This is a genomic window from Herbaspirillum frisingense (assembly GCF_047325095.1).
In the GTDB taxonomy this organism is placed as follows: domain Bacteria; phylum Pseudomonadota; class Gammaproteobacteria; order Burkholderiales; family Burkholderiaceae_D; genus Herbaspirillum; species Herbaspirillum frisingense.
In genome coordinates this window covers 3,941,819-3,964,619 of sequence record NZ_CP168558.1, presented here as the reverse complement: position 1 = coordinate 3,964,619, position 22,801 = coordinate 3,941,819, and the positions used below count along the sequence as shown (strand labels likewise).

Below are 22,801 nucleotides of genomic sequence, written 5' to 3'. Positions count from 1 at the left end.
GCCGGCTGGCGCCATGCCAGGCCGGTGAAGTATGGGAGTAGCATGATTTTCGTCAAATGGTTTGGCTGGTCGGTCCTCTGGCTGCTGCCGCTGCTGCTGCGCACGGTGGCGCGCGCGCTCGGCCGCAAGTCCATCTTCGGCGGCCGCGGCGCCATCCGCCTTTGGTGTGGCAGCCTGTTGCTGCTGGCCGCCAGCGGCGCGCTGGAAGCGCTGGTGCGCGCACAACTGAGCAACAGTGATGATGGCCCCAGCGGCGACCTGGTCGGCGCGGCCCTGATGGAAGCCCTCGGCGGCAAGATCAGCAAGGGCATCGCTGCCGTGGTCTTGCTGGCGTTGCTGGCGCTGGGCTTGAAGTGGTTGCTCGGTGCCATCTTTGGTCGTAACGATGCGCAGAGCCGCGACGATCACCCGGAGCTGGACCTGGGACCACCCCGACGCGGCAGCATCGAGAGCGAACGCGTACGCCTGAGTAGTCAGCGCAGCAGTTTCCCGGCGGGCGCCGAGCGTCGCACGCCAGCGGTGCGCCCGCCCGTGCCGCCTCGCGCAGCGGCCCATGCATCTGGCCATGCCGCGAACCGCTCGCCGGTGGGTTCGCCCTTCGAGCCGCGCCCGCGTCCGGCCCGCCTCACGCCGACCCCCGCCAATGAGCGCCCGCACGAGGGTGCTGCCCGTGACGACTGGAAGGTACCGCTGTCGGCCCTGACCGGCGGCCAGTCGCGCCATGCCCAGGCAGGGCAGGGCGGCCAAGGCGGGCAAGGGGGCAAATGGCCTTCGCTCAATCCCCGTCCGTCCGGCCCCGCCGCCAAGGCGCGCCCGGAATCCGAGTGGGCCGCTTTCGAAACCCTGCGCCCGACCGAAGCCATGCTGGCCCGCGCCGCCGCCAGCCGCGCCATCTCGGCCGCCAGTGCCGCCGCCGACGCCAGCCTTTCGCGGGCGGCCAGCCCGGCGTTACCGATCCGCCCCATTCCGTCCTCGATTGCCCGTTCCGCCAGTGATCAGCAGGCAGCGCCGTCCCCGCTCAATCCGACCCGCAGCATCCGCATCAGCAGCGTAGGCCGCGCCGCGCCGCAGGCAGCAGCACCGACCGGGCCGACACCGCGTGCCGATGTGATCCCGACCCGCCTGATGCGCTCCCTGCACGAGGCCGATGGTCTGCAGGGGCCGACGCCACCGGCCGCACCCATCGTGCCGGTGGTGCCGATGGCCCCGATGCCCAGCTCGCCGCAGGATCAGCTCATCCCCGACCTGCCGACCGCGCCCGAGCTGCCACTGGCGGGGGCAAGCTGGGCGCCGGCCGAACCCGCGCAAGCGCCCGTCCTGCCCCTCTCGGAGCCGGAAGCACTTCTGCCCGCAGAAGACGAACCGATCGACCTCGGCACCTTCAATGCGCCCTGGTTCGACATGCTGCCCGATCCGGCAGCGCCAGCATCGCCGGCGTCCCAGCAGCCGGCCTTCACCGTGCGCATGCCAGAACCGCAGCCGGCCGTGGCCGCGCCGGTGGCCAGCGTCTATCCCGAGCACGAGGACGAGCCCCGGGTGGATATCCCGCTGCCCTCGCTGGACCTGCTGGACGAAGTCCCCGAGTCGCGCATCGAGATCGATCCCGAGCAGCTGCAGGAAACCGGCCGCCTGATCGAACAGCGTCTCAAGGAATTCAAGGTCCCCGTGACCGTGCTGGGCGCCGAAGCCGGCCCGGTGATCACGCGCTTCGAAGTGGAACCGGCGCAAGGCGTGCGCGGCGCCCAGGTGGTGAACCTGATGAAGGACCTGTCGCGGGCGCTGGGGCTGACCTCCATCCGGGTGGTCGAGACCATCCCCGGCAAGACCTGCATGGGCCTGGAACTGCCCAATGCGCGCCGGCAGATGATCAAGCTCTCCGAGATCGTCCATTCCCAGGCCTACCGCAAGTCGTCGTCCCACCTCACCATTGCCATGGGCAAGGACATCACCGGCACGCCCGTGGTGACCGACCTGGCGCGGGCACCGCACATGCTGGTGGCCGGTACCACCGGCTCGGGCAAGTCGGTGGCCATCAATGCCATGATCCTCTCGCTGCTCTACAAGGCCACGCCCGAGGAAGTGCGCATGATCATGATCGACCCCAAGATGCTGGAGCTGTCCATCTATGAGGGTATCCCGCACCTCCTGGCACCGGTGGTGACTGACATGCGCGAGGCCGCCCATGCCCTGAACTGGGCGGTGGACGAGATGGAGCGCCGCTACAAGAAGATGTCCAAGCTGGGCGTGCGCAACCTGGCCGGCTACAACCAGAAGCTGGACGAAGCCGCCGCCCGTGGCGAGAAGATCCCCAACCCCTTCAGCCTCACGCCGGACGCTCCGGAACCGCTGGAAAAGCTGCCCACCATCGTGATCGTGATCGACGAACTGGCCGACCTGATGATGGTGGTCGGCAAGAAGGTCGAAGAGCTGATCGCCCGCCTGGCGCAGAAGGCGCGGGCAGCCGGCATCCACCTGATCCTGGCCACCCAGCGTCCTTCGGTGGACGTGATCACCGGTCTGATCAAGGCCAACATCCCGACCCGCGTGGCCTTCCAGGTGTCTTCCAAGATCGACTCGCGCACCGTGCTGGACCAGATGGGTGCGGAATCCCTGCTGGGCCATGGCGACATGCTGTTCCTGCCGCCAGGCTCGGGCTACCCGCAGCGCGTGCACGGCGCCTTCGTGTCCGACGAAGAGGTGCATCGCGTGGTGGAATACCTGAAGTCCTTTGGCGAGCCGCGTTATATCGAGGAAATCCTGGCCCCGCCGATGTCCGAGGACACGGCCCAGGCCGACATGTTCGCCGGTGGCGAGGGGGGCGATCCGGAGTCCGATCCGCTCTACGACGAGGCCGTGGCCTTCGTGCTCAAGACACGGCGCGCCTCGATCTCGTCGGTGCAGCGGCAATTGCGCATCGGCTACAACCGTGCGGCGCGGCTCGTAGAACAGATGGAGACAGCCGGCGTGCTCTCGGCCATGTCGCGCAACGGCAGCCGCGACATCCTGGTGCCGCCCTCGGGCGGCGAGGAATAGAGACAACGGCATCGGTGCCAGCGCCAACGCGAATATCCGGCTGCACAAGACAAAACGGCGAACCCTTGCAGGTTCGCCGTTTTGCTTGAACGCCGTCTCAGGCGATCAGACCATCAGAGCGCCAGCCCTCAGATATCCAGCTGGGTCACCAGCTTGGTATTGATGTAGGCCTCGATGGCTTCGGTACCACCTTCGGAACCATAGCCGCTGTCCTTGACGCCGCCGAAGGGCAGTTCCGGGAAGGCCAGGCCCAGGTGGTTGATGGTCAGCATGCCGCTTTCCACACGTGCGGCCAGTGCGTGCTTGGTCTGTGCCGACTTGGCGAAGGCATAGGCCGCCAGGCCGAAGGGCAGGCGATTGGCTTCGGCGATGACTTCATCGAGGGTCTCGAAGGAGTTGATCAGTGCCAGCGGACCGAAGGGCTCTTCATTCATCACGCGTGCGCTCAGCGGCACGTTGGTCAACACGGTGGGCTGGAAGAAGTAACCCTTGTCACCGATGCGCTTGCCACCGGTGCGCAGTTGCGCGCCGTTGGAGACAGCATCGTCGATCAGCGCTTCCAGTGCGGGGATGCGGCGCTTGTTGGCCACCGGACCCATGTTCACGCCAGCTTCCAGGCCATTGCCGACCTTCAGTTGTTCGGCATAGGTGACGAACTTGTCGACGAAGGCGTTGAACACGCCCTTCTGCACCAGGAAGCGGGTCGGCGACACGCATACCTGACCGGCATTGCGGAACTTGGACGTCGCCAGGGTCTTGGCGGCCAGGTCCACATCCACGTCATCGAACACCATGGCCGGCGCGTGGCCGCCCAGTTCCATCGTGGCGCGCTTCATGTGCTGGCCGGCCAGCGCCGCCAGTTGCTTGCCCACCGGAGTGGAACCGGTGAAGGAAATCTTGCGGATCACCGGATGCGGGATCAGGTATTCCGAAATCTCCGCCGGCACGCCATAGACCAGGTTGATGACGCCGGCCGGCACGCCTGCATCGGCGTAGGCACGGATCAGTTCAGCCGGCGAAGCCGGAGTTTCCTCGGGGGCCTTGACGATGATGGAACAGCCTGCCGCCAGCGCGGCCGACATCTTGCGTACCACCTGGTTGATCGGGAAGTTCCAGGGCGTGAAGGCAGCCACCGGGCCGACCGGTTCCTTGATCACCATCTGGTAGGCGCCCGGGGTGCGGGCCGGTACCAGGCGACCGTAGGTGCGGCGGGCTTCTTCGGCGAACCAGTCGATGGTGTCGGCGGCGCCCAGGGTTTCCATCTTGGCTTCGGCCAGCGGCTTGCCTTGTTCCTGGGTCATCAGGCGGGCGATCTCGTCGACGCGCTCACGCAGCAGGTCGGCTGCCTTGCGCATGATCTTGGAGCGATCGAAGGCGGACATGTTGCGCCAGATCTCGAAACCCTTTTTGGCGGCCTCCAGGGCGCGGTCCAGGTCGGCGCGGTCAGCGTGGGCGATCTTGCCGATCACTTCCTCGGTGGCCGGGTTGACGACATCGATGGTGCGACCGGAAGCGCTGGCGGTCCATTCGCCGTTGATGAAAAGCTGTACGTCCTTATACATGGGCAATCCTCGTTCGTCAGGTTGGGGGAAGGGCCGGCGCTGCCCGGTTCAGCCCAGCGGGCCGGAACCGGTGGCACGCGCTGCGGCCAGGGGGAATTCAGACAGACCGGATGCTGCCGATCTGGTTCATGCGCGATGTTGCCGACGAGGGCAGTGGCCGCTGCACGAAAGACTGTCTTTATACCATGCGCCCTGTTTTCGCGTCGCCTGCCGGCACGCCGACAGCGGCTTCCTACAAGGCCGGACGGGCCGACAAGGCGAAGGAACATTACTTCACGCGCATCGGTCACAATGGCATAACAATATGCCCAGCCGAGGTCCCCATGAGCAGCTCTCCCGCCCCATTGCATCCGGCCCGCCATGCTGCCGCCGCTCCCGCTGACGATTCCCCTGATGCGATGCCCTCCAGCGATGCCAGCCAGCACGCCGATGGGGCAACGCGCGCCGTTGGTTCTGGCAGGCAGAGCCCAGCGGCCGGCGCCACCGGCGGCGTCATCGCCGGTGCGTTGCTGAGTGCCGGCCTGGGTATCTGGCTGGGCCGCAAGCGGCGCCAGCGCCGCACGTCGGTGACACCAACGCCAACGCATGCAACGCCCCGCCCGCAGCCGGCCGCGACCACGCGGCGTGCCACTGGCGCGCACGCTGCTCATGACTCCATTCCGCAAGGCCTGGAGCAGGCTTTGCGCCTGGTGACCCTGGCTACGCCATTGATCGCCGCCTGGCGCAAGGGATCGGCGCGCGCCAGCGCGGCCAGGGCTCAAGCCAAGGCCAAGGCGGTCGATGCCTTGCCGCCGGATGCGCCTGCCCGCATGGACATCGTCAAGGCACGTCTGGAACCGGCGCCGTCGGACTATCTGGACCCGGCCGCCGAGGTCAAGATGATCAAGGGCGGCACGCGGCGCCAGCAGGCCTGGCAGATGACGGTGGCCGCCATCAATGCGTGGCTGGATGACTTCGCCCCCAGCATGGGGGCGGCGATCGCCTACTACACCATCTTTTCCATCGCCCCCATGCTGGTGATCGCCATCGCCGTGGCCGGCATGCTGTTCGGTCACGATGCGGCGCAAGGCGAGATCGTCAACCAGATCCGCGATATCGTCGGCACCGAAGGGGCCTTTGCCATCCAGGGCTTGCTCAAGTCGGTCAGCCAGCCCAGGGAGGGCATGATCGCTGCCGGCATTTCGGTGGTGACCCTGGTCATCGGTGCCACGGCGGTGTTTTCCGAACTGCAGAGTGCGCTGGACCGTATCTGGCGCATCCCGGCCGTCAAGCGCAAGAGCGGGGTATGGCAATTGGCCCGCACCCGTCTGCTGTCGTTCGGGCTGATCCTGGGGCTGGGCTTCCTGCTGATCATCTCGCTGGTGGTCAGTGCTGCGCTGGCGGCACTGGGGCGCTGGTGGGGCGGCTGGTTCGAGGGCTGGCAGCTGATGCTGCAATTGCTGAACTTCGTGCTGTCCTTCGTGGTGTTCTCCACGCTCTTTTCGATGATCTACAAGTTCATGCCGCGGGTGACCCTGTCCTGGCGCGATGTCTGGATCGGCGCGGTCGCCACCACGGTGCTCTTCATCATCGGCAAATACCTGATCGGCCTGTACCTGGGTAGCACCGGCATGACCTCCGGCTTTGGTGCGGCCGGTTCGTTTGCGCTGCTGCTGCTGTGGATCTACTACTCGGCGCAGATCTTCCTGCTGGGCGCCGAGTTCACCTGGATCTACGCCAACAATTTCGGCTCACGTGCGCGCCGGCAAAAGCTGGTCAGTACCATCGAAGATCATCATGTGAGCCTGGAACAGGCTCAGCAGGTGGTGCGCGGCAACGACAAGCCGCGCTGAGGAGACAGCGCCAGTGCCGGGCATTCCTCCACGGCCCACTGGCGCAGGGTATCGCCGAAACCGCCGCGGGCCTTGCTCTGCGGCCGGGTGCTGGTGCTCACACGGGGATGGGCACTCCAGGCGATATGGGCGCCCATGGCCTGCAGTGCCTGGACCAGCGCCACATCTTCATGGCAGGACAAAGGCGGGAAGCCGCCCGCCTGCCGATAGGCCCGCGCACAGACGCCGAAGTTGGCACCGTGGATGTGGCGATGGTCATCGCGATCCAGGTAGTCACGGGCGAAGCGGTGCCGCACCTCCGGCGGATGGCCATGCCAGTCGTCGGGCATCACGGTGCCGCAGACGGCATCGGCCTGTAGCCTCAGCTGCGCCACCAGCCAGTCCGGGGCAACTTGCGTGTCCGCATCGGTAAAGGCCAGCCAGCGTGCTCCCTGGGCCAGCAGTTGATCGGCGCCCAGTGCGCGTGCCACGCCGACCTTGCGCGCCTGTATCGGCAGCACGCTCACCGGATGGCGGCGGGCAATGCTCTCGGAGCCATCGCTGCAGGCATCCAGCACCACCACGATGCGCACTTCCTCGCCCCGCAGATCGTCATGCGCGGCGGCCTCGCGCACCGCTTGCAGGCAGCGCTCCAGCAGGGCTTCTTCATCGTGGGCGGGAATGACGATGCCTATCATGACGTGCTCCTCTCCTCGTTGTTTTTACCGTCCGATCAATGAGATCAATGCGTCGGACGGATTCAGGTCTTGCGCCACAGGTCGACCAGGATGTCCTCGTCTTCATAGCAGGCCTGGCGTTTGAGCCGCGCATGGGCGTCGATCAACTGGTGCATGGGACGGGTGGCGAGCAGACGATCATCGAAATCCTTCTTCCAGTGGCAGGCCAGCAGATGGCCGCCGGGTGCCAGGCTGCCTGCGGCGAGCGTGGAAATCTCGGCCATCTGCGGCGCATCGAAGTAATAGCAGAGCTCGGAAAACAGGATCAGCTCGAACTCCGGCATGTCCTGCGCCGGTGCCGGCCATTGCTCGGGCAAGGCCTGCCGACGCACGTGGACATGCGGCAGATGCGCGGTCTTGTCGCGGGTGATGCGCACCGCATCTTCACAGAAGTCGGACGCCACCAGATGCCCGCAACGTTCGGCCAACTGCAAGGTCAGTTCGCCACTGCCGCAACCTGGCTCGAAGATGGCCGTGCAGTGCTGGCGCGGCAGCATCGCTGCGACGATGGCGCGCTTGCGTTGCTCGTACCAGCTGGTCCTGGTGTTCCAGGGATCGGTACTGGCCGCATACAACTGGTCGAAGTGTCCGCTGTCGCCGCTCCTCATAGGAAGAACACCTCGTAGGGACGCACGAAGTGCGCCAGCACGCCGGCCGGCAGCACCGGATCGCGCTCGCCATCGCGACCGATCTGGCTGTGGTAGCAACGCAGGGCGCGGCGCTTGCGCAGGGCGGTGTCGGCATCAAAGCCCAGCTTGTGTGCCCGGCCCCAGGGGAAGTTGCCCGTCAGCGGCTGCGCCCAGTGCCAGCCCCAGATCGGGACTTCGACCAGCTTGCAGCCCAGTTCATGTTCCAGCTCACCGGCGATCTCGCCCACCGTTTCATGGTCGGGATGGCCGTCCAGGCGCCACGGGGCAAAGACGATATCCGTGTGGCGCAGCTGCGCGATCAGCCAGGCTTTCAATTCCAGCCGGTGCTGGCGGATCTGGCCGTCCGGGATGCGGGCGCGCAGGATCTGGGCCTGCCCCGCGCCCAGACATTCCAGCGCGGCCATGCTCTCGGCCGGCCGCAGCAGCGGCAGCCGCTGCGCCAGGGGGGATGAATCGGGATGGCTGCGCTCACCATCGCTGACGGCCACCACCGCGATTTCCCGCATCATGCCCGCCAGCTGCGCGATCAGACCGCCGCAGCCCAGCGTTTCATCATCCGGATGCGGCGCCAGGATCACCGCCCTTGAGCGGGGTGGCACCAGCTTGCACAGTTCGATCTCGGGCAGTGCATGCAGACGCTGGCAGGATTGCCAGACCTCTTCGGCAGTGCCGTGGACGACATCGATATGGCGTGCGTGGTGTGCGGCGGCGCCGCGCCTTACGGGCGCGGGGGTATTCACAATAAGCATGGGGCGGACTCCTCTTGCAGGCAGGATGTGGCCAGGGCGGCCAGGTCGCGTTCGGCATGGCTCTGGCGCAGCCACACCGGCAGGTCGGCCAGCAGGCGCGCACTGCGCCGCTGACCACAATAAGGATGGGGGCCCAGCGCAGCGCCCAGGTCGCTGATGATCTGCGTGCAGGCGCGTTCGACGATGAGGCGGGACCGCAAGGCATGACGCATGGCGTTCTCGCCCGGGAAGGCATCGATGCGCGCCGCGCTTTCGCGCAGCGTGGCTGCCGAGGTGGACAGCGCGCATTCGGCACTGCCCAGGCGTGCCAGGGCATGTGGGTCGGCACGTTGCGCCAGTTGCTCGCGCAGCAGCGCCACCAACGCCGCCGCCGCACCATGCCAGCAGGCCGCAATGCCGATGCCCCCCTGCCAGAAGCCGGGGCGGTCCAGATAGAAACCGGGCCCGCCCACCCGTTGGGCGCTGGCATTGTGCAGACGCAGGCGAGCGGTGCGCGTGGCGGACATGCCCACGGCCGCCCAGTCGTCCTCGATGATCTCGACCCCGCGCTGCCCCAGTTCCAGCGCCAGCAGCCAGGTCTGACCGGCTTCGTCGCGATGGCTCAGTAGCGCGTGCGTGACCGAGGCCGCGCCTGAGCACCAGGGCTTTTCTCCTTCCAGCAGGACATGCTCTTCCGCTGCCGGTGTGCGCATGCCAAGGCTGCCGGGACGGCCCTGCGCGCACCAGACGCCCCAGATGGAACGAGCCGGGCGCGCGTGTCCGGCTTCAGCCAGGATGGCCAGCGCATCGGTATGGGCTTCGTAGAGCTTGGCCAGCGACAGATCATGCGCGGCCACCGCTGCCAATGCCTGCCAGCGCGCCAGCGTTTCACCGTGGCCGGGCAGGGGGAGGCGATCCAGCCCCGCCGTCACCAGCTGGCGCAGTAGCCGCGCATCCAGCGCGGCCACTTGTTCGTGCGCACAAGCAGCCAGGGCGGGTGCGATGAATTGTTCCAGCTGCGCCGGCAGGGAAGGGCAATCGGGCAGATCAGCGAGGGCAGGGCGATTCATGATGACCGGGTCAGGTTCAGGGGATTCAGGCAGCCCGGGACGGGCCGCAACGATAGCGAGTATGCGCGGCGCTGCGGAGGGCCGATGTCGGCGTGCTGCTGTGTTTGTCGTAGGACTTCATTAGGCCCGGCCAGGACCGGACCGTTTCTGTAGGAATCGTGCGCGCTGTAAATCCGTGCATCACCTACAGCCAAACCGGCCGGCAAATTCCATCATTGCTGCTATCCACGCAGCACCCATGCAAGCCAGCGCAACAGACACCCGTGCCAACACCCGTGCGAAGACCGCTGTCGCACGCAACGCTCAGAGAGGCGATATGAAAACCAAGGACATTCCCGAAGACGCCAGATTCGATGAATACAACAATGCCGCCGGTGGCTGGGGCTCGGTCAAGGCACTGGGCGCCATCCTGCAGCAGGAACATGTGATCGCCACCGGCACCCGCATCCTGATGAAGCAGAACAAGCCCGACGGCTTCGCCTGCGTCAGCTGTTCCTGGGCCAAGCCGGCCGACCCGCACCTGTTCGAGTTCTGCGAGAACGGCGCCAAGGCGACCGCCTGGGAAATCACCGGCAAGCGCGCCACCCCGGCGTTCTTCGCAAGTCACACGGTGAGCGAGATGGAAAGCTGGAACGACCTCGAACTCGAATCCACCGGCCGCGTCACCGAGCCCATGAAATACGACCCGGCCAGCGACCGCTATCTGCCCGTCACCTGGTCAGAGGCATTCGACGACATCGCCGCCCGGCTGCGCGCGATGGATCCGAAGAAGGTGGTGTTCTATGCCTCCGGCCGGGCGTCGCTGGAGACTTCCTACCTGTACCAGTTGATGGCCCGCATGTATGGCTGCAACAACCTGCCCGACAGCTCCAACATGTGCCACGAATCCACTTCCGTGGCCTTGCCGCAGACCATCGGCGTGCCGGTCGGCACCGTCAGGCTGGAAGACTTCGAGCACACCGACTGCATCCTCTTCTTTGGCCACAACACCGGCACCAACGCCCCGCGCATGCTGCATCCGCTGGAAGAGGTGCGCAAGCGCGGGGTCCCCGTGATCACTTTCAACCCCTTGCGCGAGCGCGGTCTGGAGCGCTTCGTCAATCCGCAATCGCCCAAGGAAATGATCACGCCTGCGCATACCGACATCAGTTCGCAATACGTGCAGATCCGCATAGGTGGTGATACGGCGGCCGTGGTGGGCATGGCCAAGCGCATCCTGGAGCGCGATGACCGGGCCCAGGCCGAAGGTTTGCCGCGCCTCCTGGACCAGGCATTCATCGATGAGCACACCAGTGGTTTCGACGAATTCGCAGCTGCCGCCCGGGCTGCCTCGTGGAGCGAGATCGAGCGGCATGCCGGTGTGTCGCGCGCCGAACTGGAACTGGCCGCCGACACCTATGCCGGCGCCGGGCGGGCCATGCTCATGTATGGCATGGGCGTGACCCAGCACCGGGAAGCGGTGCGCACCATCCACATGCTGACCAATCTCTTGCTCATGCGCGGCAACATCGGCAAGCCCGGCGCCGGCATCTGCCCGATCCGTGGCCACTCCAACGTACAGGGGCAGCGCACCGTCGGCATCACGGAAAAACCGGAGATGGTCCCCAATGACAAATTGCGCGCGCTGTATCACTTTGAGCCACCGATGGAGAAGGGACTCAACACGGTCGAAGCCTGCGAGAAGATCCGCGATGGCGAGCTGTCGGCCTTCTTCATGCTGGGTGGTAATTTCGTGCGCGCCATCCCCGACCATGGCGTCATGGAGCCGGCCTGGCGCAACCTCCCCCTGACCGTACAAGTGGTGACGCACTTCAACCGCTCCTGCGTGATCCACGGCAAGACGGCCTACCTGCTCCCCTGCCTGGGCCGCATCGAGATCGACCGCCAGCGCGGCGGTGAGCAGGCCGTGGCGGTGGAAGACAGCACCGGCTGCATGCACGGTTCACGCGGGCGCGTCGAACCGGCCTCGCCGCATCTGCTTTCGGAACCGGCCATCATCGCCGAGCTGGCCAAGCGGCTATTGCCCTTCAACCCGCAGGTGGACTGGGATGGCTGGGTGGGCGACTATGCGCGCATCCGCGACGCCATCGAAGCCACCTATCCCGACATCTTCCGCGACTTCAACGGCCGCATGTGGACCCCAGGCGGCTTCCCGCGCCCGCTGGCAGCGCGTGAACGGCAATGGAAGACGCCCAACGGCCGCGCTAACTTCAAGACCTTCGACAGCTTCGAGCCCGACCCCGACATGCCCGCCGATGCCCCTGGCGTGCTGCGCCTGATGACCACCCGTGGCGACAGCCAGTTCAACACCACCGTCTATTCGCTGGATGATCGCTTCCGTGGTGTCTGGGGGACCCGCCGCGTGCTGCTGCTGAACCTGCGCGACATGCAGGCCCAGGGCCTGGTGCCGGGTGATTTCGTCACGGCCGAGACGGTCTCCGACGACGGCGTGGAGCGTCGCGTGGATCACCTGCGGGTGGAGCCTTTCGATATCCCCGTCGGCTGCGTGATGGGTTACTTCCCCGAACTGAACCGCCTCATTCCGCTGTTCCACCATGCGCGCGGCAGCAAGGTGCCGGCGGCCAAGTCGATTCCGGTGCGCTTGATTGCGGAGGTGAGTGAGCCGGTGTTGTCCTAGCTGCCCCGCGACATTATTCGAGACCAGTCCGGTTGATCGAGGGATGTGCTGGCGGGGAGCGAGAGAAGCAGGCAAGCTGCGCCTTCGGCTCTGGAAATAAGTCCAAGTCTAATAAATTCCGAAATTACTAATAATTGGACTTATAATAAAAGCGCATGAACTCGATTCAGTGGCATCCACGGGCGATCAAGCAGCTCCTGAAAATCAACCGACCCGATCAGGTGAGGATCAAGGATGCCGCCGCAGGGTTGGCACTGATGCCTTATTGCCAGCAGGTGAAGGCGCTGACTAAACACCGTTCGCAATATCGACTCCGGGTTGGCCACTATCGGATTTTCTTCAACTTTGACGGAAATGTCCGTATTGTTTCCATTGAGGAAGTGAGCAAGCGCGATGAACGCACCTACTAACATCCAGATCATCCACGGGCAGGACGGAAAGCCGGCCTTCGTCGTCATTCCTTATGCCGACTACCTCAAGGAGCATCCGTCCCAGGATGAGCAGTATGTTCCACATGAAGTGGTGGCGATGATGGTGGAGCATCAATGGACGCCCATCCGCAGCTGGCGCGAACATCTGAAGCTGACGCAGCACGAAGTGGCTGACCGTCTGGGTATTTCACAGTCGGCCTATGCGCAGCAGGAGAGCAGCATCAGGCTACGTCCGAGTTCTCTGGAAAAGATTGCCGTGGCATTGGGTGTCAGCGTCGAGCAGCTGGACTTCTGATGTCGGGTTCGTCCAGCAATCGAAAGCTTGCGAGAGTGCGTTAAATTCCGTCCCTCCGTTGTTCGAGCTGGCCGGTGCCGGGCACCCATGGTGGTCCTGCGAGGCCGGCGCTCATATGCCTGCCAGGGAAGGGTAAAATCCGGGAATTAGCCACAAGGTCAGGTATGCACGTCCAGACACTACGATATTTCATGATGGTCGCCACGACCGGCAGTTTCCTGGCAACGGCACGTCATTTTGAGGTGCCAGCATCGTCGGTATCTCGTGCGATCTCATCACTGGAAACAGAACTCGGGCAGCAGCTTTTTTACCGTAGCACGCGCGCGGTGCGCCTAACCGAGCAGGGGCAACGGTACTATTCGAACGTTCGACAGGCCGTAGAACTTCTTGATTCCGCGTCCGACCAGTTCGAGGACAAGAATAAAGGTATCCGCGGGCTGCTGAAGATCAATGCGCCCGATTCGCTGGGCAGACTTCATGTCTGTCACCTAGTCAACCAGTTGCAAACCACGTATCCGGATTTGTTGGTCGAACTGACTCTGACCAATACCTTCATCGATCCGGTGCTGGAAGGCGCGGACGTCACCATCCGTGTTGGACGACTTGTCGATTCCGGTTTGATCGGAAAGAGCGTGTGCGCCCTGCGCTACGTGCTCGCCGCAAGCCCGGAGTATCTGGAGGCGCGCGGTATCCCCGAAACTCCGGAAGACCTTCTGCAGCACAATTGCCTGCTATACAAAGGCCTGCGGGAACCGCAGCGATGGCACTTCAGGCGCTCATCCAGCGAAGCATTCGAGCCATTGGTCGTGGGTGGTCCGTTACGAAGCAACAATTCCGAGGTGCTGATCAATGCCGCACTCGCGGGACGCGGAATCGTGCTGATGCCGACATGGCTTTATTCGCCGGCCAGTTTCACGGAAGGACGACTGGTGGTTTTGCTTCCAGATTGGGAGATATCGGCCTATGCCGACCCCCACTACATCCAGATTCTCTCGCCGGAAAACCGATTACGATCGCAAAAGGTACGCGAGGTATCGGCCTTCCTCGTTGAAGCAATCGGGTCGCCGCCTTATTGGGACCGCGTTTTCCCCTTCGGCTAGGCATTGCAGCGATTGCAGATCTTGCGGTCGATGCGCGACCACGCCCTCCAGCGGCTCAACGACCTGCGTGTCGACCACCATCTACATGCAGAACTTCGCCGGTGACGAAAGTCGCCAACTCCAGAAACGTAATCGCATCGGCAACTTCGCCGGCTTCGCCGATGCGGCCCAGCGGATGAAACTTGCCTAGCATGGCGTGATCTTTCCCTGCTTGCATCGGCGTTCTGGTGGCGCCGGGTGCAACCGCATTGAAGCGAATGCGCTTTTCCGCATACTCGATCGCCAACGCCCGTGTTGCCGCGTTGAGACCGCCTTTGGTCAGTGCCGCCAATCCGGAGTAGGCCCCTTTGATGCCGTTGTCGATACTGCCGGTAACGGTGACGACGTGACCGCCTTCCTGCTTTTCGATCTCGCCCAACGACAGCTGCGTGATGTGGAAAAAGCCCGCCATGTTCACGTTCATGATGGCGTTGTAGTCTTCCACCGTGTTCTCCGTGAATGGCTTGCCGATGTAGATACCGGCATTGTTGACCAGCGTATCGATGCGACCGAAGCGAGCAAGCGCTTCTGATACGACGCGCTCTGCCGTTGAGCGGTCACCGATATCGCCGGCGACGGTGACGATGTCGGCGTCGTCTGACGGCTTGATGGTGCGCGAGCTTGCAAGCACGCGATAACCGAGCTTGCGATACGCCTTGACGATTTCGGCGCCGATGCCTTGGGATGCGCCGGTAACGATGGCTACCTTTTGTGTTGACTTCATGATCTGTACCTCGAGTGAGTGGAAAGCGATTAACCAATGCAATTGGGCTTGATGAGCGCCGTCAATCCGGCCGGCTCTCAAAGACATCCTTTACTACGGCAAGCGCTGTGTATGCACTCGACCAACCCGAATAGAAAGCAACATGCGTCAAGAGCTCCGACAGCTCAGCCCGCGTCACTCCCTGATCCATCGCTCGATTGACATAAAAGGCGAGTTGCGCTGTCTGCGCGGTTGCAATGACCGAGCAAATGGTGATCAGGCAACGGTCCCGCAGCGATAGCTCAGGGCTGCGCCATACGTCTTGAAACAGGATGTCTCTGGTGAGCTGCACCAGGCCTGGGGCGACCTGGCCAAACTTGCGCATGACCACGGCATGGCGCCGCTCTTCGACCATATCATCGATGGGATGTGGTCTGGCATTGATCGGCCGAAGCTGGGCGGCATCCAGCCCGCGTAGATCGAAAACAGCGCGCACCACGTCGATCGCAGCCACTGCATTTGCCCAGCCGGAATAAAACGCAAGATGTGCCACCATTCCAGAGACTTCGGCTGGGGTCACGCCGTGATCAAGCGCAACATTCAGGTAGTGCGGCATTTGAGCGCTCTGGTTGCGCGCAATTAATACCGACAGGGTGATGATGCTGCGGTCACGCACCGACAACGGAGAACGTTGCCATAGATCGCCCAGCAAGACCTCTTTCGTATAACGTTCGAACGAAGGCGAAACATCCTCTGCACTGCTTAATGGGGCGTCGTTTGACAGCAGGCTTGCGTTGACCATGATGTTCAGATTGCCGGAACGAGACGCATGGCCTGGAAGCCCAGCTTGCTGGCGAAGATCTCCTGAATCAGCACGGCATCGGGAAGGGGGCGCCATGCTACCTCGATATGATCGATAAGGCCGTTCTCATCAAGGTGGAGATGTTCATTTCCCTTCACGGTAATGTCATTACACGTAAAGCTGAAAAATACGGCGACATCACGATCCGAGGCGAAGCTCAGATTAACTTCAAGCGAGTCGATGGTCGCCAGAAACCCGCCCAGGATCTGGACTACAGCCTCTTTTCCGACCGTAGGGTCGGGGAAGATCGGTCCATGCAAGACGATGTCTTCTGACAAGTGCGGAATGATTCCATTCGTATCCTTGTTGGCCAGAGCCTTGAAGTAGTCGGCTACGTGTGTGGTGTGCATTTGATAGATTCCTTGTAGAACATGGGGATTGCCATCCACCATGAGAAATATCTGGCTGTCCAGCGGAGTGGCATCGAGCCTCGCGCATGGCGCGGGCCCTTCATCCGGATGGCCGCTTACCGGCCGGCGTGCTGGCCGCCGTCCACGTGGATGATTTCCCCGGTGATGAACTCGGCGGTCTCGAGGAAGGTGATAGCGCTTGCGACTTCACCGGCTTCGCCAATGCGCCCCAGCGGATGATATTTACCGAAGAACTTGAGATTTTCTTCCGCGTGCATCGGCGTCTTGATGACGCCTGGTGCAACGGCATTGAAGCGGATGCGCTTTTCCGCATACTCGATGGCGAGCGCCCGCGTTGCCGCGTTCAGGCCACCCTTCGTCAGGCCGGCCAATCCGGTGTACACGCCGCCGCTCATGCCATTGTCGATGCTGCCGGTAACGGTGACGACGTGACCACCTTCCTGCTTTTCGATTTCGGTCAGGGCCAGCTGGGTGATGTGGAAAAAGCCCGCCATGTTCACGTTCATGATGGCGTTGTAGTCTTCGACAGTGTTTTCGGTAAATGGCTTGCCGATGTAGATGCCGGCGTTGTTGACCAGCGTATCGACGCGGCCGAAGCGTGCAACCGCTTCCGATACGATGCGTTGCGCGGTCGATCGGTCGCCGATATCGCCGGCGACGGTGATGATATCGGCATCATCCGATGGCTTGATCGTACGCGAGCTTGCAAGCACGCGATAACCGAGCTTGCGATACGCCTTGACGATTTCCGCGCCGATACCTTGCGATGCGCCGGTGACGATGGCTACTTTTTTTGCTGCACTCATGATTTACCTCTTCAGGAAATGTTGTGATCGATACGAACTCGACAGGGGGAATGATAGGAGCGCCCCTGCCCGACAACAATCCGCCAGCGCGGCAATTCATTTTTGCGAAAACAGCATTCGAAGCACCTCCGGCCATGCCGGGAGAGGTGCGCCCAGAGAGCGCAAGCTGACGAAAGAGCGTCTGCACAAGTCTTGTCCAACGTATTCGTGCGAACGGAAAAAGCCGTTCTATCGCCACGACAAGGAACAGACGACCGGATTCTCGTTTCACTGCGCCAGAAAAAAAGGCCCCGCCTAAGCGGGGCCCGGAGCAACAGAAGCAGTTGATATCCTGAATCGAAAAATGATTTATATCGTTTTCAAATATCGGGGCAGTGCAATACGTCTGCTTCAAACTCTTTTCAGATCCGTAGATCAATACTTCCACATGATCTTCTGCAGTTCCTTGGGATCGTTGGTCCTGGTCAGTGCCAGTTCGGCCAGGATGCGTGCCTTCTGGGCGTTCTGGTCGTCGGTCACTACCCAGTCGAACTTGTCGTCGGGCTGCTCGCCGTTACGGATCACCACGCCACTGCCGGTGCGCGAGGCGCGGATCACCTGGACGCCCTTGCTGCGCACTTCCTGCAAGACCGGCACGATCTGTTCGGCCACGCTGCCGTTGCCGGTGCCATCGTGAATGATGGCCTTGGCGCCGGCCGCGACGAAGGCGTCATAGGCGGTGCGGCTCACGTTGCCGTAGTTGTAGACGATGTCCACGCGCGGCAGGCTGCTGATCTTGTCGATGTCGAACTCGGTCTGCGTGGTGTGCGGGCGGGCCGGCAGGCGGTAGAAGCTCAGCTTGTTTTCCACCACGTAACCCAGCGGGCCGTAGGGCGAGCGGAAGGTCTCGACCTTGAAGGTGTTGCTCTTGGTGACGTCGCGGCCGGAGTGGATTTCATCGTTCATCACCACCAGCGTGCCCTTGCCGGCGGCTTCCTTGCTGCCGGCCACCAGCACGGCGTCATACAGGTTCAGCGCACCGTCTGCGCCCAGCGCTGTGCCCGGACGCATGGAGCCGACCACCACCACCGGTTTTTCGCTCTTGAGGACCAGGTTCAGGAAGTAGGCGGTCTCTTCGATGGTATCGGTGCCGTGGGTGATGACGATGCCATCCACGTCGCCCTGCTTCAGCAGTTCGGAGACGCGCTTGCCCAGCTTGATCAGGCGCTCGTCATTGAAGCTCTCGCTGCCGATCTGGAAGATCTGCTCGCCGCGCACATTGGCGATCTTGGAAATCTCCGGGACGGCTGCAATGATCTTGTCCACCGGCACCACGGCCGATTGATAGGCTGCAGTGTTGACGCTGGAGGCGCCCGCGCCGGCAATGGTGCCGCCGGTGCCGATGACGACCACGTTGGGCTTCTTGTCCTGGGCCTGTGCCGCGAAGGCGCAGGCCAGCGAGAGGATCAGGACGGCGCCGGTTTTCTTGAAGTGTGTCTGCTGCATTTTTATAGGTCTCCTGGTACGCGTGGGGTAGCGACGGGCGATCACGCTTCTGTTTCGTTTCTGATGCTTGTCTGCAAGCGGATCGCGGGATGAGTTCGTACGGTGAGCATCGAACGTTGGCGATCATACGAAAGCGCTGCCGTGCTGTCTCATGCTTTTAAAACATGAGCGGATGCGCACTATGCATGAACTTTTCGACTGCCTGTGCCGCCGGTGCGAGGCGAAAAAAAGGCCGCTTGTGCGGCCGGCTGACAAGGGCGTTGTCGAGTGAGGCCCTAGAAGAATTCCACCGTATCGTTGGTGGTGATGCCGGAACGCAGCACGCCCGAATTGACCAGTTCCTGGTAATAGCAGATGCGGTTGCGGCCACTTTTCTTGGCGTGATACAGGGCCTGGTCGGCATGACCCAGGATCACCACCGGCGTCTCGCGGGCGATGTTGACGAAGCCCAGGCTGACGGTGACCTTGCCCACCTGCGGGAAATCGTATTCCTGCACGTTCTGGCGGAAGCGATCGAAGATCTTGCGGGCGTCCGAAAGCGTGGTGGCGCGTAGCAGGATCACGAATTCCTCGCCGCCGAAGCGGAAGATGCGGTCGTGCGCGCGGAACGAGGCGCGCAGGATGTTGGCCACCAGGATCAGCACTTCGTCGCCGTAGAGGTGGCCGTAGCGGTCATTGACCTGCTTGAAGTGATCGATGTCCACCACAGCCAGCCAATGGCCCTTGGGCTCGTCGTTGCTGTCGTGGCGACGCTCGTCCTTCTCCATCGAGTGTGCCTCGTGCGGGGCGATGGCGAAGGCGTAGCGGGTGAATTGTTCGTCGAAGGTCTTGCGGTTGAACAGGCCCGTGAGCGCATCGCGCTCGCTGTAGTCCAGCAGGCTCTGGTAATTGCAGTAGATGTGGAAGACGCCGTGGATCACTTCCATCGTCGCCGGTGCCAGCACGTGCTCGCTGCGCAGTTCCAGGCAGGAGTTCATCTTCCCGTGCAGCCACACCGGCAGCCACAGCACATGCGTGCCGTCGGACGTGGTTTCCTGGTATTCGTTCAGATGATTGCGGATGCAGGCCATCATGGCCGGATAGGAGGACAGGGCTTCCTTGGGATCGTCGTTGGTGTGCTCCGCAATGGTATGGACGATGCCGTCGCGGATGACCATCTTCTCTTGCACGTAGTGCTCGTCGCGCATGGTGAAGATTTCCAGCATGCGGATGCTTTGCACGCCGGTGAGCTGGTACAGCGCGGAGATGACCGAGATGGCCAGGCGGGAATGCTCCCGATGGGCCGTGATCTCTACCAGATGCTTGAGCAGCGGTTTTTTCATCTCGTCGTCGATGTCCTGCATGAGCCCATTGTTCTATGTATGGTCGGTACTCGGCTTGCGCTTGGTCCGCGAGGTCGGCAGCGGACGCTTACATGCGATCAATGAGTACGAGGCGAGTGTTGGCAGCAGCCGGTCGCAATACCTCTCCCCGAGGAATGCGGCCCAGCCAGGATGCAAGAATTACGCCATGAAGCTAGCACGGAAGCAGAAAGATTTTACACGCTGGTATGCGCTCGGATGAAGCAGTTTCTACAATTCATCATCGAAAAATACCGTTTCATTTCCGCATGGAAATTTTATGCTGTATTTGATTTTTACTTACGTAGGCGTTTGCGTGACTTTTGATTTTTCCTTTTCGACCAGGTCTCCATGCTGCACTGCGGAGCCATACGGGAGGCGGGCTTGCGACGGATGATGCAAAGCTCGGCATTAGTCGGCTCAGCTCTCATCAAGTGACAATCGCAGTCGACATTTTGCGAATCCACGATAAAAAAATCGCCGGTCAAATGGCCGGCGATTTCGTTTATATCATTTGCGCATTGGCAGGCCTGTCCTGCCGTCGTTCTGTGCCTCAGGCATAGATGATCAGCAGCGCCACTGCGATGATGAGACCGAACTTGGTGATCTTGTAGACGGTCTTGTTCCAGTTCTTGAAGCGGCGGCGATATTGCCCGGCCAGCCAGACGAAACGGAACAGCTTGTTCACGCGTCCGGTCTGGTCGCCGGTTTCGTTGGGAGAGGCCGCAGCGGTCATCATGGTGCGACCGAGGAAGCCGTTGATGGCTTCTGCCCAGCGATAGCGCAGCGGACGCTCGACGTCGCAGAAGAGGATGATACGGTTCGTCTCGGAGCCGTTCTGTGCCCAGTGGATGAAGGTCTCGTCGAACACCACGCTCTGGCCGTCGCGCCAGCTGTAGCGCTGGCCGTCGACCTCGATGAAGCAGCGGTCGTCGTTGGGCGTGACCAGGCCCAGGTGATAGCGCAGCGAACCGGCAAACGGGTCACGGTGCGGATTGAGCGTGCCGCCCGGGGCCAGTTCGGCAAACATGGCAGCCTTCACGCTGGGAATGCGCTTGAGGATTTCCACCGTCTTGGGGCAGAACTTTTCGGCCGACGGATGGCTGGCGTTGTACCACTTCAGGTAGAAACGCTTCCAGCCGGCCTTGAAGAAGGAGTTGAAGCCGGCATCGTCATTCTTTTCGGCGGCCTTGATCTTGGCCATTTCACGCAGGGCCACGGCCTCGTCGCGGATCACTTCCCAGTTCTGGTCGATGAGGGCCAGGTCCTGGAACTCCTTCACCGCGGGGTACGGCACCGCCGGCACGCGCGAAAAGGCGTACATGAAGAGATTGATCGGCGACATGATCGACGAGTGGTCGAAGAACTGGCGCAGGAAGGGCAGGCGCACGCGTCCACGGAAGTGGATGAACAGGATGGAAAAAATATAGATGAAGACTATTGCCCACTTCATTGCAGGGTCCTTTGATGTTGCCTGCCTTTCCAAGTGAAGGAAAATGCAGTGACGGATGTTCGTCCAGATGGGGTCGATTCGGGAAGGATCAACGGCAAAGGCAGCCGAAAGGCGCTAGATGCGTGCTGATGAGCTGAAATCCCCGAGGCTGCACAAACTGCGGCCAAGCCGCAGCGACGCAGAGCAAGCGGGGATTCTACACCAAGGGGAAGTTCATATTTGTAAGCGCCCCGCGCGGCTATATATGAATGTTTCTTCATGCCGGGGTGGCGATGCGCCAGATCAAACGCGCATGAAAAAAGGACCGGAAATTCCGGTCCTTTTGCGGGAAGCTGAAGCTTTGTGATCAGGCGGCCTGGGTTACCACCTGGCGTGCGCGGTTCCAGCGCGGCAGGCCGGTGAAGGCGAAATCGATCTCCGGCACGCGGCCGGCGACGATCTCGGCGATGGCGCGGCCGGAGCCGCAACCCATGGTCCAGCCCAGGGTGCCGTGACCGGTGTTCAGGTACAGGTTGGCGAACCTGGTCTTGCCCACGTAAGGCACGTTGGACGGGGTCAGCGGACGCAGGCCGGTCCAGTAGGTCGGGTTCTCGTAGTCGCAGCCGTCGGGGAACAGTTCACGGGTGCGGCGGGTGATGGCCTCGCAGCGGGTAGTGTTGAGCTCGCGGCCATAGCCGTTGAGTTCGCAGGTACCGGCCACGCGCAGGCGGTCGCCCAGACGCGAAACCACCAGCTTGTAGCCGTCGTCGGTGAGCGAGACGCTGGGCGCAGCATCCGGGTTGATGACCTTGTAGGTGGCCGAATAGCCCTTGCCTGGGTAGAGCAGCAGGTCGATGCCCAGTGGCTTGACCAGTTGCTGCGAGAAGCTGCCCATGGCGACCACGAAGGTATCGGCCGTCAGGACTTCATGGCGGCCATCCGGGTTGATGATCTCCACGCCGGTCACGCGGGCGGCGGCGCCGGCCCCTTCGGTGATCAGGCGGGTGATGGTGGTGGAATAACGGAACTCGACGCCGGCTTCCTCGCTCTTCTTGGCCAGGCCCGTGGTGAGCTTGAAGACGTCGCCCGATTCATCGGTGGCGGTGAAGTCGCCGCCGACGATCTTGTTGCGGATCGAGGCCAGTGCCGGCTCGATGCGGATCACTTCGTCGGCGCCGATGGACTCGCGCGGGCAGCCCAGGTCGCGCATCAGCTTGGCGGCCGGCAGGGAGTCCTGGAATTCCTTTTCTTCAGTGTAGAAGTGAAGGATGCCGCGGGTCAGGTGATCGTACTGGATACCGGTTTCGGCGCGCACCGCCTGCAGGGTCTGGCGGCTGTACTCGCACAGGGCGACGATGTTGCGGATGTTCTCGTCGGTACGGGCGGCGGTGCATTCGCGCAGGAACGCCACGGCCCATTTCCATTGCAGCCATTCGGGGCGGAAGCGATAGAGCAGGGGGGCGTCTTCCTTGCCCAGCCACTTGAGCACCTTCATCGGGGCGGCCGGGTTGGCCCAGGGTTCGGCGTGCGACACCGAAATCTGGCAACCGTTGGCAAAGCTGGTTTCCTGCGCCGCGCCGGGCTGGCGTTCGATGACGGTGACGTCGTAACCCTGCTTCTTCAGGAACCAGGCGGAAGCGGTTCCGATAATGCCTGCGCCCAATACGATCACTTTCATCCCACTCTCCCGGTTTTGCATGAACTTGCT

The 22,801-nt window shown here is 62.7% G+C and carries 19 protein-coding genes; 6 read left to right on the top strand and 13 right to left on the bottom strand.

Going from position 1 to position 22,801, the window contains the following annotated elements:
* Positions 1 to 42: 42 nt before the first annotated feature.
* Positions 43 to 3,033 carry a DNA translocase FtsK gene (locus ACEOAC_RS18270; protein WP_413628501.1) on the top strand — a complete coding sequence of 997 codons (2,991 nt, stop codon included), beginning with the start codon at positions 43 to 45 and terminating at the stop codon, positions 3,031 to 3,033.
* A gap of 128 nt (positions 3,034 to 3,161) precedes the next feature.
* On the opposite strand, the gene ACEOAC_RS18265 is transcribed toward ACEOAC_RS18270, so the two are convergent.
* On the bottom strand, positions 3,162 to 4,595 hold the full coding sequence (locus ACEOAC_RS18265; protein WP_241811943.1) for an NAD-dependent succinate-semialdehyde dehydrogenase: 1,434 nt from the start codon (positions 4,593 to 4,595) through the stop codon (positions 3,162 to 3,164).
* 323 nt (positions 4,596 to 4,918) lie between these two features.
* On the opposite strand from ACEOAC_RS18265, the gene ACEOAC_RS18260 reads away from it, so the two are divergent.
* On the top strand, positions 4,919 to 6,427 hold the full coding sequence (locus tag ACEOAC_RS18260) for a YihY/virulence factor BrkB family protein (protein ID WP_413628500.1): 1,509 nt from the start codon (positions 4,919 to 4,921) through the stop codon (positions 6,425 to 6,427).
* Here ACEOAC_RS18260 and ACEOAC_RS18255 read toward each other — a convergent pair.
* From ACEOAC_RS18255 to ACEOAC_RS18240, 4 genes are all read right to left on the bottom strand, one after another.
* Complete coding sequence (locus ACEOAC_RS18255; RefSeq protein WP_413445661.1) at positions 6,391 to 7,104, bottom strand: glycosyltransferase; 714 nt, start codon at positions 7,102 to 7,104, stop codon at positions 6,391 to 6,393. The genes ACEOAC_RS18260 and ACEOAC_RS18255 overlap by 37 nt on opposite strands.
* A 62-nt stretch (positions 7,105 to 7,166) precedes the next feature.
* On the bottom strand, positions 7,167 to 7,751 hold the full coding sequence (locus ACEOAC_RS18250) for a class I SAM-dependent methyltransferase (RefSeq protein WP_241811940.1): 585 nt from the start codon (positions 7,749 to 7,751) through the stop codon (positions 7,167 to 7,169).
* Positions 7,748 to 8,542 (bottom strand): PIG-L deacetylase family protein, encoded by a 795-nt coding sequence (locus ACEOAC_RS18245; RefSeq protein WP_413445660.1) that lies wholly within the window; start codon positions 8,540 to 8,542, stop codon positions 7,748 to 7,750. Before ACEOAC_RS18245 ends, ACEOAC_RS18250 begins: the two co-directional genes overlap by 4 nt.
* On the bottom strand, positions 8,530 to 9,591 hold the full coding sequence (locus ACEOAC_RS18240; RefSeq protein ID WP_413628499.1) for an acyl-CoA dehydrogenase: 1,062 nt from the start codon (positions 9,589 to 9,591) through the stop codon (positions 8,530 to 8,532). The genes ACEOAC_RS18245 and ACEOAC_RS18240 overlap by 13 nt, the downstream gene beginning before the upstream one ends.
* Before the next feature lie 316 nt (positions 9,592 to 9,907).
* Between ACEOAC_RS18240 and ACEOAC_RS18235 the strand changes: the two genes are divergently transcribed.
* The 4 genes from ACEOAC_RS18235 (at position 9,908) to ACEOAC_RS18220 (ending at position 14,055) form a co-directional block, all read left to right on the top strand.
* Complete coding sequence (locus ACEOAC_RS18235) at positions 9,908 to 12,229, top strand: FdhF/YdeP family oxidoreductase (RefSeq protein ID WP_102661321.1); 2,322 nt, start codon at positions 9,908 to 9,910, stop codon at positions 12,227 to 12,229.
* A 155-nt stretch (positions 12,230 to 12,384) separates the two neighbouring features.
* Positions 12,385 to 12,639, top strand: a complete 255-nt coding sequence (locus ACEOAC_RS18230; protein WP_413444086.1) for a type II toxin-antitoxin system RelE family toxin — start codon at positions 12,385 to 12,387, stop codon at positions 12,637 to 12,639.
* Complete coding sequence (locus ACEOAC_RS18225) at positions 12,623 to 12,955, top strand: helix-turn-helix domain-containing protein (RefSeq protein WP_241811936.1); 333 nt, start codon at positions 12,623 to 12,625, stop codon at positions 12,953 to 12,955. Before ACEOAC_RS18230 ends, ACEOAC_RS18225 begins: the two co-directional genes overlap by 17 nt.
* A gap of 164 nt (positions 12,956 to 13,119) precedes the next feature.
* Positions 13,120 to 14,055 (top strand): LysR substrate-binding domain-containing protein, encoded by a 936-nt coding sequence (locus ACEOAC_RS18220; RefSeq protein WP_413444087.1) that lies wholly within the window; start codon positions 13,120 to 13,122, stop codon positions 14,053 to 14,055.
* A 55-nt stretch (positions 14,056 to 14,110) separates the two neighbouring features.
* Here the strand turns inward: ACEOAC_RS18220 and ACEOAC_RS18215 are convergent, their stop codons facing one another.
* From ACEOAC_RS18215 to ACEOAC_RS18180, 8 genes are all read right to left on the bottom strand, one after another.
* Positions 14,111 to 14,818, bottom strand: a complete 708-nt coding sequence (locus ACEOAC_RS18215) for an SDR family NAD(P)-dependent oxidoreductase (RefSeq protein ID WP_413444088.1) — start codon at positions 14,816 to 14,818, stop codon at positions 14,111 to 14,113.
* A gap of 61 nt (positions 14,819 to 14,879) precedes the next feature.
* A complete protein-coding gene (locus ACEOAC_RS18210; protein ID WP_413444089.1) occupies positions 14,880 to 15,599 on the bottom strand; it encodes a carboxymuconolactone decarboxylase family protein in 720 nt (239 codons plus the stop codon).
* 5 nt (positions 15,600 to 15,604) lie between these two features.
* Positions 15,605 to 16,009 carry a nuclear transport factor 2 family protein gene (locus ACEOAC_RS18205; protein ID WP_006465316.1) on the bottom strand — a complete coding sequence of 135 codons (405 nt, stop codon included), beginning with the start codon at positions 16,007 to 16,009 and terminating at the stop codon, positions 15,605 to 15,607.
* Between the two features lie 116 nt (positions 16,010 to 16,125).
* Positions 16,126 to 16,836 carry an SDR family NAD(P)-dependent oxidoreductase gene (locus ACEOAC_RS18200; protein WP_006465315.1) on the bottom strand — a complete coding sequence of 237 codons (711 nt, stop codon included), beginning with the start codon at positions 16,834 to 16,836 and terminating at the stop codon, positions 16,126 to 16,128.
* A 414-nt stretch (positions 16,837 to 17,250) separates the two neighbouring features.
* Positions 17,251 to 18,321 carry an asparaginase gene (locus ACEOAC_RS18195; RefSeq protein ID WP_077237844.1) on the bottom strand — a complete coding sequence of 357 codons (1,071 nt, stop codon included), beginning with the start codon at positions 18,319 to 18,321 and terminating at the stop codon, positions 17,251 to 17,253.
* Between the two features lie 275 nt (positions 18,322 to 18,596).
* Positions 18,597 to 19,664, bottom strand: a complete 1,068-nt coding sequence (locus tag ACEOAC_RS18190) for a GGDEF domain-containing protein (protein ID WP_006465313.1) — start codon at positions 19,662 to 19,664, stop codon at positions 18,597 to 18,599.
* 550 nt (positions 19,665 to 20,214) lie between these two features.
* The gene (gene lpxO, locus ACEOAC_RS18185; RefSeq protein ID WP_006465312.1) at positions 20,215 to 21,114 is read right to left on the bottom strand and encodes a lipid A hydroxylase LpxO; all 900 of its coding nucleotides are present in this window, start codon (positions 21,112 to 21,114) and stop codon (positions 20,215 to 20,217) included.
* Positions 21,115 to 21,460: 346 nt separating this feature from the next.
* A complete protein-coding gene (locus ACEOAC_RS18180; RefSeq protein WP_006465311.1) occupies positions 21,461 to 22,771 on the bottom strand; it encodes a D-amino acid dehydrogenase in 1,311 nt (436 codons plus the stop codon).
* Between the last annotated feature and the right edge of the window lie 30 nt (positions 22,772 to 22,801).